The sequence below is a fragment of the Bacteroidota bacterium genome (assembly GCA_016194975.1).
Classification (GTDB): Bacteria; Bacteroidota; Bacteroidia; order Palsa-965; family Palsa-965.
On the sequence record JACQAM010000025.1, the window covers coordinates 65,482 to 80,758 of the forward strand.

Annotated in this window: 16 protein-coding genes; 9 read left to right on the forward strand and 7 right to left on the reverse strand. The window is 41.7% G+C overall.

Features of this window, described 5'->3' with window-relative positions; translation table 11 throughout:
- The first annotated feature begins 149 nt into the window (after window positions 1-149).
- The 3 genes from HY064_16380 (at window position 150) to HY064_16390 (ending at window position 3,114) form a co-directional block, all read left to right on the forward strand.
- On the forward strand, window positions 150-1,400 hold the full coding sequence (locus tag HY064_16380; GenBank protein ID MBI3512238.1) for an aminotransferase class I/II-fold pyridoxal phosphate-dependent enzyme: 1,251 nt from the start codon (window positions 150-152) through the stop codon (window positions 1,398-1,400).
- Between the two features lie 34 nt (window positions 1,401-1,434).
- Window positions 1,435-2,526: a mannose-1-phosphate guanylyltransferase gene (locus tag HY064_16385; protein ID MBI3512239.1), complete on the forward strand. Its 1,092-nt coding sequence runs from the start codon at window positions 1,435-1,437 to the stop codon at window positions 2,524-2,526.
- Between the two features lie 192 nt (window positions 2,527-2,718).
- Complete coding sequence (locus HY064_16390; GenBank protein MBI3512240.1) at window positions 2,719-3,114, forward strand: hypothetical protein; 396 nt, start codon at window positions 2,719-2,721, stop codon at window positions 3,112-3,114.
- Between the two features lie 172 nt (window positions 3,115-3,286).
- Here the strand turns inward: HY064_16390 and HY064_16395 are convergent, their stop codons facing one another.
- The 7 genes from HY064_16395 to prfB all read right to left on the reverse strand — a co-directional run bounded on the left by HY064_16395 (window position 3,287) and on the right by prfB (window position 10,006).
- A complete protein-coding gene (locus tag HY064_16395) occupies window positions 3,287-4,291 on the reverse strand; it encodes a CAP domain-containing protein (protein MBI3512241.1) in 1,005 nt (334 codons plus the stop codon).
- 77 nt (window positions 4,292-4,368) lie between these two features.
- Complete coding sequence (locus HY064_16400) at window positions 4,369-4,998, reverse strand: hypothetical protein (protein ID MBI3512242.1); 630 nt, start codon at window positions 4,996-4,998, stop codon at window positions 4,369-4,371.
- Window positions 4,999-5,124: 126 nt separating this feature from the next.
- A complete protein-coding gene (gene fumC / locus HY064_16405; GenBank protein MBI3512243.1) occupies window positions 5,125-6,522 on the reverse strand; it encodes a class II fumarate hydratase in 1,398 nt (465 codons plus the stop codon).
- A gap of 9 nt (window positions 6,523-6,531) precedes the next feature.
- A complete protein-coding gene (locus tag HY064_16410; protein MBI3512244.1) occupies window positions 6,532-7,110 on the reverse strand; it encodes a hypothetical protein in 579 nt (192 codons plus the stop codon).
- A 10-nt stretch (window positions 7,111-7,120) separates the two neighbouring features.
- The gene (locus HY064_16415; protein MBI3512245.1) at window positions 7,121-8,293 is read right to left on the reverse strand and encodes an AAA family ATPase; all 1,173 of its coding nucleotides are present in this window, start codon (window positions 8,291-8,293) and stop codon (window positions 7,121-7,123) included.
- Between the two features lie 23 nt (window positions 8,294-8,316).
- On the reverse strand, window positions 8,317-8,724 hold the full coding sequence (locus HY064_16420; GenBank protein ID MBI3512246.1) for an arsenate reductase family protein: 408 nt from the start codon (window positions 8,722-8,724) through the stop codon (window positions 8,317-8,319).
- A 180-nt stretch (window positions 8,725-8,904) separates the two neighbouring features.
- A protein-coding gene (gene prfB, locus HY064_16425) for a peptide chain release factor 2 (GenBank protein ID MBI3512247.1) occupies window positions 8,905-10,006 on the reverse strand; the annotation gives its coding sequence in 2 pieces (ribosomal slippage) (window positions 8,905-9,951 and window positions 9,953-10,006; 1,101 coding nt in all).
- 393 nt (window positions 10,007-10,399) lie between these two features.
- Here prfB and HY064_16430 point away from each other — a divergent pair.
- From HY064_16430 to HY064_16455, 6 genes are all read left to right on the forward strand, one after another.
- The gene (locus HY064_16430) at window positions 10,400-11,143 is read left to right on the forward strand and encodes a hypothetical protein (protein MBI3512248.1); all 744 of its coding nucleotides are present in this window, start codon (window positions 10,400-10,402) and stop codon (window positions 11,141-11,143) included.
- Window positions 11,144-11,234: 91 nt separating this feature from the next.
- Window positions 11,235-11,639 carry a hypothetical protein gene (locus HY064_16435; GenBank protein MBI3512249.1) on the forward strand — a complete coding sequence of 135 codons (405 nt, stop codon included), beginning with the start codon at window positions 11,235-11,237 and terminating at the stop codon, window positions 11,637-11,639.
- Between the two features lie 3 nt (window positions 11,640-11,642).
- Window positions 11,643-12,020, forward strand: coding sequence for a DUF1801 domain-containing protein (locus tag HY064_16440; protein ID MBI3512250.1), 378 nt, complete (start codon window positions 11,643-11,645; stop codon window positions 12,018-12,020).
- Window positions 12,021-12,132: 112 nt separating this feature from the next.
- Complete coding sequence (locus tag HY064_16445; GenBank protein ID MBI3512251.1) at window positions 12,133-13,110, forward strand: class I SAM-dependent methyltransferase; 978 nt, start codon at window positions 12,133-12,135, stop codon at window positions 13,108-13,110.
- Window positions 13,111-13,134: 24 nt separating this feature from the next.
- Window positions 13,135-14,658: an MBL fold metallo-hydrolase gene (locus tag HY064_16450; protein ID MBI3512252.1), complete on the forward strand. Its 1,524-nt coding sequence runs from the start codon at window positions 13,135-13,137 to the stop codon at window positions 14,656-14,658.
- Window positions 14,659-14,751: 93 nt separating this feature from the next.
- Complete coding sequence (locus HY064_16455) at window positions 14,752-15,228, forward strand: hypothetical protein (protein MBI3512253.1); 477 nt, start codon at window positions 14,752-14,754, stop codon at window positions 15,226-15,228.
- Window positions 15,229-15,277: the final 49 nt, after the last annotated feature.

The following is a 15,277-nucleotide window of genomic DNA, read 5'->3' on the forward strand; positions in this document are numbered from 1 at the left end:
AAGGTTAAATCAATAATCCCTGCGTGCGGGAAACACAATCGACATTCAACAATCAATTCGTACCTTTACCCGACACACAAAAGGCGTCATTCTCACGTATGAACAAGGCCTCTTCCACTATGGCATCTCCAGCATTGAAAGTAAGCCGTATGGCTGAAACGCTCATCGGTTCCGAGATCATCAAACTCGCTGCAGAGATCAATGAAAAGATCAAAAACGGGGAAACAGTTTACAATTTTACCATCGGCGATTTCAATCCGAAAATATTCCCCATTCCTGCAGCGCTGAAAAAAGAGATCATCAATGCCTATAATAATGATGAAACGAATTATCCTGCCGCCGACGGAATGCCAGATCTTCGCAAAGCCGTTTCAAATCTCATTGAGAAAAAACAGGGACTGAAATATTCTGCCGATGAAATTCTGATTGCCGGTGGTGCACGCCCTGTTATTTACGCAGTGTATGTGACGCTCATGGAACCCGGAGAAAAAGTTTTATTTCCCGTTCCGTCGTGGAATAACAACCACTACACGCACATGAGCACCGGCGATTATTCGAATCAGGTATTCGTTGAAACTTCGCCCGAAAATAAATTTATGCCCACTGCTGCCGAACTCGCACCTCATCTGAAAGATGTCGCGCTTGTTGCAGTTTGTTCGCCGCTCAATCCTACCGGCACCACTTTTTCAAAAAAAGATCTCGGCGAAATATGCGACCTGATCATTGCAGAAAATATTCGCCGCGGGCCCGGCCGCAAACCACTTTATCTTCTTTACGACCAGATCTACTGGGCCCTCACTTATGGCGAAACAAAACATCATGACCCGGTTTCACTTCGCCCGGAAATGCGCGACTACACTATTTACGTAGATGGAATTTCAAAATCGCTGGCGGCTACAGGCGTGCGCGTAGGTTGGGCCATGGGGCCAAAAATTATTATTGATAATATGAAATCCATTCTCTCGCATGTGGGAGCGTGGGCGCCGCGTGCGGAACAGGTTGCCACGGCAAAATTTCTGAACGATCTTGATGCATACACTTCTTTCCTCACGGAAATGAAAACGAAGATCAATGCGCGGCTCGTTGCTTTTCACAATGGAATTCAGCGATTGAAACAAAAAGGATTCCGTGTGGATTCCATTGCACCCGAAGCGGCGATCTATCTCACCATCCGGTTTCATCTTCACGGGCAAAAAACTGCAGATGGAAAAATTCTTGTCACCACGCGTGATGTAACCAAGTACATTCTTGACGAAGCGAAAATTGCTGTCGTACCTTTTTATGCTTTCGGTTCTTCACCCGATTCAAGCTGGTATCGTCTTTCAGTAGGAACATGCAAACTCGAAGAGATGGATACCATCATTGCGAGTCTCGAAAAAGCGCTCGAAAAACTTTCCTGATCCGGAATTATTCATTCATACGGGAATTTCTCCAATGAAAAACAATCGTTACTGTGTGATCATGGCTGGTGGGGTCGGAACGCGTTTCTGGCCTATGAGCCGCACCAATCACCCGAAACAATTCATTGACGTGCTCGGCACCGGAGAAACATTGCTGCAGGCCACCTTCTCACGCTCATTGCGCATTTGTCCTGCAAAAAATATTCTCGTTGTTACCAATGAACATTATAAAAAATTAGTGAAGCAGCAAGTGCCGCAGATCCCTGAAGAAAATATTCTCTGTGAACCGGCAAGAAAAAATACGGCGACCTGCATTGCTTATGCAACGTGGAAGATAAACAGCATCAATCCTGATGCGATCATGGTCATTGCTCCCTCCGATCATCTCATCACGAAAGAAGATACGTATGTGAAAGCGATCAAATCTTGCATGACTGTCTCTAGAGGAAAAGATTGCCTCATCACGATCGGTATAAAACCTACGCGGCCCGATACCGGTTACGGTTACATTCAATTCGTGGAAACCGATGAGGCAGGAAAAGACAAGCGCATCAAGAAAGTGAAAACGTTCACCGAAAAACCGGATCACGACATGGCGGAATTTTTTCTTCGCAGCGGAGATTTTCTCTGGAACGCAGGAATTTTTGTGAGCAGCATCCGCAGTATGATGAATGCATTTGAAAAACTTGCACCCGAAACTGCACAGATATTCAATGAAGGCGATGGAAAATGGAATTCAAAAAATGAAGATGCATTCCTGAAAGATGCTTACGGCCGCTGCAAGAATATTTCCATCGACTACGCGATCATGGAAAAAGCAAAAAATGTTTTCGTACGTTCCTCCATCATCGGCTGGTCTGATCTCGGAACGTGGGGATCATTGTACACACACATCAAGCAGGATGAAAAAGGAAATGCCGTCGTTGGAAAACAAGTGATGCTTTACGATTCTAACAATTGCATTGTGCATGTTCCGAAGGAAAAACTTGTTTTGATAGAAGGGCTTGACGATTATATTGTAGTGGAATCAGATAATATTCTTCTCATTTGTAAAAAACAGGATGAGCAGCAGATCCGGACTTTTGTGAATGATGTGAAGAGTGCGAAAGGCGATAAATTCGTATAGCGGGAATGGAATGCGCCCTTCGACTTCGCTCAGGACGACATGCGAAAATGCGAAAGTCAGAATGTGGATATTGATCTGAATCATCTTTGGCGCTCCGATAATTAACCATTTTTGTTTGTGTCTTTAACCTCAACTGTTATACATTTGGTATAAATCCTATCGACCATGAAAACAAAACTCCTTTTTCTTTCAGTGCTTTCACTGATCATTTGTTCCGCTTCAAACCTGTCGGCACAAACCATTACTAATTCCGGATATTCTACAACCGGTTATGTCAAGTCAGACGGAACGATCGAGAATTCTTCTTACGCAACTGTCGGTTACATCAAGAGCGACGGAACAATTGAAGATGCAAGCTATGCCACCATCGGTTATATCAAAAGTGATGGCACCATTGAAAATTCAAGTTATTCTACAGTCGGTTATGTGAAGGATGATGGCACAGTGGAGAATTCATCTTATTCAACTATCGGTTATGTAAAATCAGACGGCACTGTGGAAGATGCAAGTTATTCCACGATAGGCCATGCCGACGGAGTTCCTATGACCTGGGCAGCGGTAGTTTTCTTTTTCTTTTCTTTTAAGTAGAGGGAACGGAATGTGCGGATGAGAATTTTCTATTTAATTTTTTGGCGTGTCCCTTCGGGCCGGGCTATCCGTTCCAAGTCCGTCCACGCACTACCAACACGCTTCGGGCTTTCCACTGCTATCCCTCACGCAATACCTGTTTTCATATTCACACATCCGATAATTTACACATTTATTTTTCCGGATCGAAGATCGTAAACGAATAAGAATAGCTTTTATATTTCCCGTTCACTTTCACATTACTGATGGTCACTGTAATTTTTTTGTCCAGCAATCCTAAATCTGAAAAAGCTTTTTTCTTCGTTGGCATATCGTAATAATTGTAATCGAAATCTTCCCGCAATTTATTAATGTTCCAAACCAGTGTTGGATCGCCGTACTGTGCTGCTGTCGAACGACAGACAATAACACAAGCCACATGTTCGTCGCCGGCCGTTACAGCAACCGCCGCTGATCTGAAATCTGCTCCGCCGGGCATAGAAAAACTCCATTTGGGAAAAACCACTTCGTAAGGAACATATCCGTTGAAAGGGTACGCAAAATATTCCGGAACTTTTCCGCGGTACGTTGCCGTGTCGTGATCGTTTCCATCGTCAGCAGAAAAAACCTTGGTAGCATAAGTGCCATCAGTGATTCCTATTCCCATTTTCACAGCTTCTGAATTCAGCAACCATCTCCGGTGACCGCAGTCATTGTTTGAAGTACTGCCATCTTGTATCTCATCGTTAATAAGAATCTCGATTCCCTTTCCAACAGTCGTTGAGAGGTTGCTCGTGTTGGCGCCTATCTTTCCATCATCGGAGTAACATTTCATTCCCGGTCCAGGATCATGATTGAGCTCGTCGTTCGCATACATTATGAACGCGGCGGCCTGTGCGTAATGATTCCAGTTGGAATCAAGAACGATGTCGTCGTGAATTCCGGCAAGCCGGCGAAAATAATTTATGCGCATGAGCAATTTCCTGTAAACTTCGCCCGGAACTCTTCCCGGTTTACATCCTTGTATATTTCCTGTCCAGTGCAGCTGGTCGGTGGAAGTGAATTGTGTTTCTGCAATATTTTTTTTGTAATCGTCGGCAGCCTGTTTTCTCAGTGCGGCATCATTGTCAATGAAAGAAAAATCGGCCAGCGTAAAAACGATCGCGAATAAAAAAAGGAGAATGAATTTATTTTTCATAGTAGTATAACGAATTACCCTCCCGTTTATTGAATTTCATTCCCGATTTCCCAACGTGAAATCAAAAATTAAAAATCTCAATTTCCTTTATTGGGTTGTTTTCCGGGCACATAACCTTTGTAGGCGCCGGAAAGGTATCCATCAATTCTCAGGCCAATGATAAAATTCTTCGGAGTGTAATCGAAAAATGCGGCCAGTCCGACTCCGTCGGCATATTCTATTTTTTTTATGAACTGGAATTCGCCGAAGAAACCGAATGACTTCACTGCTGAACTTTCATAAAGTCCCGGCGCGAAATATTTATACTGCACCGAATAAGATGGCGATGCGATCACCGCATAATGAAATTTTGTATTCTGGTGGCGGATCGGGATGTAACCGAGATGAATTTCATAATTGTTGAACAATCCATAATTATCGCCGGAAAGAAATCCGCCGCCGTTCAAATAAATACTCTTGATGTGAAAATTGAAATCGGCGCCCATCACAAATTGCAACTTCGGGTTATTGGTGTAAAAAGAATATCCTGCACCGAAATTCACCCAGTTGTCCCACACTTTGTATCGCTTGTTGTTGAGAATGAATTCCTGCTTGTAATTTTTTTTCACCACCGTCTTCACTCCTGAAGTATCCTGCGCAAAAATTTTTCGCGGAAAGAGAATCGTGGAAAAAATAAAAAATAAAATGACGGGAGTTATTCTGGGCATATTGATATAAAGATAATCAAGGTGGTAAATTATCGCATCACCTGTTATAAACCCGGAACAACCACTTAACACAATTACAGAATTACGAATTACGTTTTTGTAATTCTGTAATTTGTAATTCTGTAATTATTTCATTGAGCCCACCATGTCTTCCGGTTTTACCCATTGATCGAATTGTTCCGGGGTAACGTACCCAAGTTCAACCGCAGTTTGCTTCAGTGTTTTTCCTTCTTTGTGCGCTTTCTTTGCGATCTCCGCCGATTTGTAATAACCGATGTGCGTGTTCAGCGCAGTCACGAGCATCAGTGAATTTTCCATGTGCATTTTAATGATGGGAAGATTCGGCTCAATTCCCTGCGCACATTTTTCAGTGAACGACACGCACGCATCACCGAGCAGGCGCGCACTCTGCAGAACATTCGCAGCGATCAGCGGTTTGAAAACATTCAGTTCAAAATGCCCATTGCTTCCTCCAATGGAAACTGCCACATCATTTCCCATCACCTGCGCGCACACCATCGTGAGCGCTTCCGGTTGCGTTGGATTTACTTTTCCCGGCATGATGGAAGAACCGGGCTCATTATCGGGAATAATTATTTCGCCGATGCCGGAACGCGGGCCCGAACTGAGCATGCGGATATCATTGGCGATTTTCATCAATGCAACTGCGGAACGTTTGAGCGCGGAAGAAAGTTCAACCATCGCATCGTGTGCAGCAAGCGCTTCAAATTTATTCGGCGCAGTAATGAACGGATGCCCGGTGAACTCCGCAATTTTTTTTGCGACGAGTACATCGTAACCTTTCGGAGTATTCAATCCTGTTCCCACTGCAGTTCCACCGAGTGCAAGTTCGCGCACCATTTCCAATGCATTTTTTATTGCGCGGATACTGTTGGTGATCTGCTGCGCGTAACCGGAAAATTCCTGGCCGAGCGTGAGTGGCGTTGCATCCATGAAATGTGTTCTTCCTGTTTTCACCACGCTGTTCCATCCTGCTGCTTTTTTCGCAAGTGCATCGCGGAGTTTTTCCATTCCCGGAATCGTTACTTCACTTGCGAGCTTGTAAGCGGCAATGTGCATCGCCGTAGGATAAGTATCGTTCGACGATTGCGATTTGTTCACATCATCATTCGGATTGAGAATTTTTTTCTCGTCAGTAAGTTTTCCTCCCGAGAGTACGTGTGCGCGATAGGCGATCACTTCATTCGCATTCATATTGCTCTGCGTTCCCGATCCGGTTTGCCAGATCACCAATGGGAATTGATCATCGAGTTTGTGTGCAAGAATTTCATCGCACACCTGCGAAATGAGATCGCATTTTGATTTTTCGAGAACACCAAGTTCTACATTCGCATGCGCCGCGGCTTTTTTCAGGTAAGCGAATGCATGAATAATTTCTTTCGGCATGCTGGCTTCGGGGCCAATCTTGAAATTATTTCTCGAGCGTTCGGTTTGTGCTCCCCAGTATTTATCGGCGGGAACTTTCACTTCGCCCATGGTGTCTTTTTCGATTCTAAATTCCATTGTGATTATTTATTTTATTCGTTTTTCGAAAAGAGCTACGAATTCAGAAAAGAAGCGTACACTCTTAATTTTATTAAAGTCAATTGTTTTAAATAAATCTGGGCAATCGCTTTGCTGATAACCACAAAGTGATTTAAGAAATCCTTTTGGATCAGACTTGTGCATCGGATCGATAGGATCTAGATTTGAATTAGGATATACCAAATTAATTCCAAATTTTTTGTTGATTGGCTCCAAATCGGCAAGCAACAATGTTTCCATTTCGAAAATGCACAAAAGAAATACCGCATTTTGTGTAACAGCATTACCAAGTGAATACATTTTTGTTAGACAATCGCTGATTTTTTTATGCTCTGTTTCCAAAGCATCCGAATCTCTAATCAAAACAACAAAATCAGGTTTTTCGAATTCGTACTCAAATTGAAGTTGATCCACTGTTTTCGAACCTTCCTTTATATCATCCAATTGACCACCTGTCCGATTTCTTATTAGCGGAAAAAAATCAAATTTTCCAGAATAAATTCTTGAAAAGAGATTTGAAAATGAATTCGTATCATTTGGATTTTCTCCAATAAGGCCTACTCTCATAGCGACTAATCTAAATTTTCTCTAAATCTGAGTGAGTCCAATACAAGCTTAAGTAACCGACCTTATCCAAATAGCCGAGTGCCTTTTTATTTTCTTTTTCATTAAGATGTCGTAATTGGGTTCCGTTCTTACCATCGTATGAACATAGAATTATTTTTCCAAGTTCTTCGCGCTCCAATACGTCCAACACCACAGGAGAGTGTGAAGTAAGTATGATTTGTTTATTTTGTGATTCTTCTTTAATGATTTGCATTAATTTGTAAAGCTGATTAGGATGAATTCCCAACTCAGGTTCTTCTATCATCACAATCCTATCTTGATTTTTTGAACCAAGATCAATCTTCGTTTTCTCTTCCAAATATTTTTTGAGATCAATTAAATCAAATAAAACTGTTATAACTCGCTTTGTTCCATCAGATAATTCTCGATAATTATTCCACCGGTCATTTGTATAAAATTCAAAAAATAAATTATTTACAGTTAATCTGCTATCAACTAATTCAATGTTAAATGATTCGGCAACTCTTACCTTTTCAATCGCACTACATTTACCTAAATAGCTTAAAAAATACTGCGAGGTATAATCTAAGATCTCCTTCCAAGATTGCTTAATATTTTGAATATCACAACTGGCAAGAGCAAACTCAAGATATAACGAAGAAAATAAGCGATAAGCACCACTAGTGTTTTCATCAAACAACTTCATTACTTGTAAAAACTGAGGTTCGCTGGGATTGAATTCTACTGAGCCGGAAAAGGATTCGCTCAGGAATAGTACGATTTTAGGATACCCGTGATGGGTTTTATTTCGAAAATATGTTTTAGATTTTTTCTTGTCAAGTATTTTATCTAAATCGGAATATTTGAAAATTTCTCTCGAAGTTCCTGAAGCCAAATCTTCAACTTCAAATCTTACATTACCCTTCTCGTCATTGATTAATTCCGTTTCAGTTGAAGGGTTATTAATTGCTTTGAGGGTAAATTCGTTATCAAATTCAATCTCGGCAGAAAATTTTGAATAGGTTTTAGTAAAAGATAAATTCAAGGTTGAATGAAGAAAATTTAGAAAATTGGTTTTCCCACTTCCATTATCTCCAATAATAATATTCAATCCAGGTTCAAAATTAACATCAAGTTTCTTGATGGTACGATACCCAGACATTTTAACCGACTTAATAAGCATAGTTTAATTTTTTATAAAATTAATCACTTTATCAATTCCAAAATCAGTTCCGTTGGCCTTCCAATAATAGCTTTATTTCCCTTAATAATAATTGGCCGTTCAATGAGGATCGGATATTTCAGCATTGCTTTTATCCATTTCTCCTCTGTCATTTTTTTCCCTTCGAATTTCTCGTGATAGATCTTTTCTTTTTTTCGGATGAGTTCTTCTGCTTTCATCCCGAGTTTCTTCAGCACATCACGCAATTGTTTTTCCGTCGGCGGAGTTTCAGAATAGAGAAAAACTTCCGGTTCGATCTTTTTCTTCTTCAGCACAGTTATCACTTCGCAACTTTTGCTGCAGGTTTTTTTATGCCACACTTCGACACGCACATTCCTTCCCTCTTGCCCGCTCTGTGTGACAACCTCTCGCTTTTTAGTCCCTCTTTTCATTCTAAGATGTCTCTCGATTTTTTGATTTAGGATCTTCATTTCAAAATGCTTTAGTACGAAACACAACTAAAAGTTACGGAATGCGAAATCCCGAACGCGTTCGGGAAAAAGTATCGGGAAGAAAATCAATTTCGTATTCATCTGTATTTCGTAACTTTTAGTTGTGTTTCGTATTTCGTACTAACCCAAATTCCAACTCGCCCCATATTCCATGAGATAGGTTTTGATAAATTCCTGGAGATCGCCATCGAGAACACCCTGCGCATCCGAAGTTTCATGATCCGTGCGCAGATCTTTTACCAGCTTGTAAGGATGCAGTACATAATTCCTGATCTGTGATCCCCATTCTATTTTTTTCATATTCCCGCGAATGGATTGAACTGTTTCCATTCTCTTCTGCATTTCGATCTGGTACAATTGTGATTTCAAAAGACGCATTGCATTTTCACGATTCGTCATCTGTGAACGCGATTCCTGGTTCTTGATAACAATGCCGGTTGGTTTGTGATAAAGACGAACTGCTGTCTCCACTTTGTTCACGTTCTGCCCGCCTGCTCCGCCTGAACGGAATGTTTCCCATTCGCAATCCGATGGATTTATTTCGATCTGAACGGTATCGTCGATGAGTGGATACACATACACAGAAGCAAAAGAAGTGTGACGGCGCGCATTGGAATCGAACGGAGAAATTCTCACGAGACGATGAACTCCGTTTTCTCCTTTGAGATAACCGAAAGCATTATCGCCTTCTATCTCGAGCGTGCATGATTTTATTCCGGCTGTTTCTCCCTGTTGCAGATCGGCTTCTTTTACTTTGAAACCGTTTTTCTCTCCCCACATGATGTACATGCGCATGAGCATGCTCGCCCAGTCGCAACTTTCTGTTCCGCCTGCTCCCGAATTGATAGTGAGGGCAGCATTTAAATGGTCTTCTTTTCCGCTGAGCATATTGCGGAATTCGAGGTCCTCCACTTTTTTTACCGTAAGCGCGTATTGCTGATCGACGTCGGCTTCAGAAGCTTCATTCGCTTTAAAAAAATCATACATCACGCCAAGATCGTCAACACTCGACTCGAGCGATGCAAATGATTCCGTCCAGTTTTTTTTCTTCTTGATTTCTTTCAGCAGCGCTTCTGCTTTTTTCGGATCGTCCCAGAATCCTGCTGCCTCGGAAACAGATTCTTCTTCAGAAATTTTTTTCAGTTTGCCATCGATGTCAAAGATGCCTCCTTAACGCGTCCTTGCGATCAACTAGTGCTTTTATTTGTTCGGTGGTTATCATTGTGCGAAGGTAACAAATGATTATATATTCGAAGATTTGAAAATTTGAAGATTATTTTTAATTGTTCATTGTAAATTGTTAGTTTGACATTGAACATTTTTTTAGTTCGATATTCTACATTTCTTTTTTCTTTGTGCCTTCTTCGTGTATTTGTGCTTTTGTGGCAATTTTTCTTTGGGCGTGCCCCTACGGGTCGGGCTATCCGCTTGTACTCCTCGCCAAGTTTTTTGTGAAAATAATTTTTTCGTGATGCTGTAGGGTACCGCTGCTATCCCTCACGCATCATTCGATACATCCAGACAAAAAGAAAATTTTCTTTCGCAAATAGAAATCGCATTTTGTCTGGACACTCAGGATGACAATTCAAATCGGAAACAGAAATGTTTTTGTAACTTGGTTTCGGAAACGAAAGAAAAACAAACGCGTACAATAATATTTTTCATCTTCATTTTTTTTATTTCCTGCAATTCAAACGACACGTTTCAACAAAACGCGCAGGTAAAAAATATTGACAGCGTAAAAGACACGGCACAAACCAAACGCAACAGCACTGAAATTAATCCCGATTCTTTATATCATCATCTGAAAATAATAAACACGCTCGACTCTCCTTATTATTATAAAGATCAAGTTGGCCCAACTCGAATTAAAGGAGGCTACGAATTAAGTTACGCAGCTGACGATAGTAGTCGGTATTTATTTCTAAAAAATGGAAACAGCGTTCATCTGTTGGATAAAGCAAAAAATTATAGCGGTTCGTATTATTCTCTAGGTACATTGGGTGAAGACCACGCAGATTTTTTTACAATCATTCACGACAATGGAAATGGAAATCCGAGCGACTTTGAAATTTTTGACAAAAAAACCGGCGAAAATATTTTAGGAAAAGATTCCTTGTATTGCAGTTCGCTCACTTTCAAAGACACTTTGTTTTTACTTTCCTACAACTTGGAAAAAAAGAATTTGACTTTATTCAACGTAATAAAGCGAACTCGGGAATATTTTGAATTGCCAAACGATCTTCCTGAAGCAGCAGATATTCAGTTGGATAAAGTGAGTAATAAAAATTTGACCATCATTTATTACGACGTTCTTAATTATGGGAAACCAGGCAAGAGAAAAACTTACAAGCGGTGAAATTTGTGCTTCAAATTAGAGTGCTTTCCTCTTGAAAATTGCAAACAATTGTTTTTGTAACTTAACTTCCATCTTAAAACCAAAAACTCAAATGCGCCACCTTATCTTCCTCTCCCTGCTAATCATATTCGCTCTCAGTTGCAATTCCTCAAAACAATCGTACACTTTAAACGGAACCTGGATTCCAACTAAACAAGAAATGGGTGGAGCAGAACTTCCCCATTCCACTTTTAAAATTGAAGTGCTCGTGCTCACCGACAGCAATTATGTTTTCACCGCGGAAAGTGTCGACAAAGGAATTGTAAAATACACCGACAATAAAATGGACGTTTACGGAAAAGACGGCGTGAATTCCGGAAAACATTTTGCAGCAATTTATAAAGTTGAAAATAATGTGTTGACGGTTTGCTACAATCTCGCTGGCGATAAATATCCCGATGCGTATGAAACGAAAAGCAATCCGATGTATTTTCTTTCTGTTTACAAAAAGAAATAAATAATGTCATGGCAAAAAATAAAAGATGTGAAAAGACGCTCTGATTGTTCGGCACTCATTGAACTCATCGCCAAAAACACAAAACTCGAACCTAAAATGTGGGGAACAAGTATTGTCGGTTTTGGAACTTATCATTACAAATATGAAAGCGGTCGCGAAGGTGATGCGCCACTGACAGGAATTGCATCGAGAGCGAATGCAATTGTTTTATATCTCGGTTCCATTTTCGAAAAACGGGACGAGTTACTTTCGAAATTAGGAAAACATAAATTGGGTGGCGGTTGTCTTTACATTCAAAAATTGGGGGACGTCGATGTAAATGTTCTGGCGAAAATGATAAAAAATTCCCTCAGGCAGCGCGAGAAAGATCATCAATGTTAATCTAAGCCGCTGATTGCTGACAGCAGACTACAACTGCCAACAAAAAACTTAATTGTCGTTGCACAATAACCCCCTTTCATTCCCGTTCTTTATCCGGCAAAACACTGCGGTAATGTCTTTAACCCTCGTTTCTCAAGGTGATTTTATTGATCTCTGGTTCGAACTCCGCCGTCGCGGGTGGAAGCGCACATTCGCGCAGCTGCATCCGAGTGCGGAAGAGCGCGTGCTGCAGAATTTTTCCTGCATCGATCGCGGTTCCGTGGACTGGTGGACGATTCCAGCTGTGCGGAGGAGATGGAATAAAATGATCTGCGGAAATGAAGAAATGAATTACCAGGAATATGTTTGTGAAAAATATTTCGAGGGGAAAAAAAATCTGCGAATGATCTCGGTGGGTTGCGGAGGCGGAACACCGGAAATAAATTTTGCGAAACATTCCTGTTTTTCGCTCGTGGAAGGTTTCGATGTTTCGCAGAAGATCGTGAATCATGCTTCTTCTAAAATTCCCGGACTCGGATTGAATAACCTCGAATTTTTCAAAGCAGACGCAGCACAATTTAATTTCGGTGAAGAAAAATTTGATGCCGTGCTTTTTCACTCCAGCTTTCATCACCTTGCACATCCGGAGAAGATCGCGGAAAAAATAAATCGTTCGCTGAAAGCGAATGGAATTCTCATCCTGCACGAATACACAGGGCCGAACAGGAATCAATGGAAAAAAGAACAACTGAAGCGCATCAATGAATTGCTCGGTGAAATTCCGGGATCTTTCCGCGTTCGATTCCATGAAAAAAAGATAAAGCGTAAAGTTTTCCGGCCGGGATTGCTGCGAATGTTTCTCAATGATCCGTCGGAGTCGGTTCACTCGGAAGAACTGCCTGCGGTGATGCGGAATAATTTTTCAGTGATTGAAGAAAAAACGTTCGGCGGAAATATTCTCCACCCGTTGCTGAAGGACATTGGCCATCATTTTCATAATGAAACGGAAGAATCAATGGCCATCCTGCAAAAACTTTTCAATGCGGAAGATGAATTTCTTTCGCAGGGGCAAACGCCTGATTTTACATTCGGCATCTACGGAAAAAAATAATTTCAAACACCTGGGCTGCGAACCATGCGAATCGAATACATCTGCCACTCCTGCCTTTTCATTGACACCGGCGACACCTCGCTCATCTTCGATCCCTGGTTCACGGGAAGTGTTTATATGGATCAGTGGTTTTTATTTCCGGGTCCCATGAAAACAGATCATCTCGTTCGTGCGAAAAATATTCTCTACTCGCACGGACACGAAGATCATCTCCAGCAAAAATCTTTACTTGAACTTGATCCGCAGGCGAAAGTTTTTTTCCCTTATCAATGGAGAAGAGGAGCAAAAGATTTTTTTGCGTCGAACGGATTTCACGATGTAACGGAAGCGGTGAGTTTTAAAAATTACCGCATTTCTCCAACCACAACGGTCACTTACATCGGTTTTGCATTGGAAAGCGTGATCGTGGTGCAAACGGGCGATACCGTGATCGTGAACCTGAATGACGCTTTGAATTCGCATCACCAGAACGTAGTGGAAATGTTCCTGAAAGAAATAAAAAAACACTGGCCGAAGATCGATTATCTTTTTTCAGGATGGAGCGGTGCCGGATATTTTCCGAATACGGTTCATTACAAAACGAAGAATGATCATGAAACGGGATTGATCCGCGAACAATATTTTGCCCACAACTTCGCGAAGATCGTTCACTACCTGCAGCCCGCGCGTGCCATTCCATTCGGACCGGGATTTGCTTTGCTGCAAGAAGACAAGCGCTGGATCAATGAAGTGAAATTTCCGAGAGAAGAATTTGAAAATTATTACACCGAACATCTCCAGCGCGATCATCACATTCAGTTCGACGTGATCAATCCCGGCGATTTTTACGATGAACAAGGGCTGCACAGAATTTCTCCCTGGCATGAAAAATTTGCAACGAAAAAAATTAATGAACTCGTGGAAGAGGAATTAGCTGAAGAAATAAAAACGGCGGAGAAAAAAGTTTTTTGTTCTGAGAACACGGCAACGCTGATCCGTGAAAAATTAGAAAAGAGTCTCGATGATAACCGGAAATTGTACGACGCAACTGTTCTTGATTCTGTACATTTTTCACTTCGCCTGCTCGATCTTGAAAAAGATCCGTATTTCAATATTCATTTTTCAGAGGGGAAATTCCATGTTGTCCGTTCCGGTGTTCCGGCTGAAGGGCACAAATTGCTGATCACGACAAGATCTCATTTGCTGAAATTCGCAATAGAAAATGAATGGGGCGGCGATGTACTCACGATCGGTTACGGGCTGGATGTTTATGTTTATGAAGAACTGACGCTCGAACAGAATCTCGACATCGTGTGCGTGCGCCTGATCACGCGCTACCCGACCACGAAAGGAAGTTTGCGCAAAGATCCGTTCCGTGCGCTAAATTATTTTCTGAAACACCCGATGATGTCGAAACTCGCGCTAAGGCAAAAACTGAAAATGAGAAACACCATCAATAAATTTCCATACAACGAACGCGATCACTGGATCTCCTGGTCGAAATGTGATCTGTGCAAAGTGTGCAATCTTCCGCTGCTGAGTTGGGAACTGGGGGAACAGTTGCAGTAAGCAGCCTGCCCGCCGAATGCGATTGCATCGGGTGCATGCGGGACAGTAAAAAATTTCCTCTCCACTCTCCAAACTCATGACTACTTTTGCGGTATGAATGAACCGAAGCATCCGCATTTTATTTTATCTGACGCACAATATTGCCACGTGCTTGACGACAAACTTTACATTGGGAAAAGAGATCTGCCTCCGAATTTTCCCGAAGTAAAAAACAAACCGGATCGCGTGGTGATCATACTACAGGCCGCCGCGTTCCTGGTACTTTCTTTTTTTATTGTCATGACACTCGTCACGCATTATTACATGGTTACACTCACCCTTTCCATACTGATGGCTCTTCTTATTGGCTCCGCGCTGCGCATGATCGGGTACACCAGCACGAGCGTGATCCTGCGCGAAGATATCGTAGGTGTGAATTTTCAGCACAAACCGATCGGGTTCGATTTCTTCGTGATCAATTACAGCGGTGAGAATGGAAAATTATGGAAGCGGCGATTAGTGCTTTACGATTCTGCACAATCAGTTCAGCAGGCGATCGAAGTGATGAAAAAAGCCGGCTATCTCAAATGAAATTCCAAATCCCAAAATTCCAAATCCCAAAATTAAATCTGTAAATCAG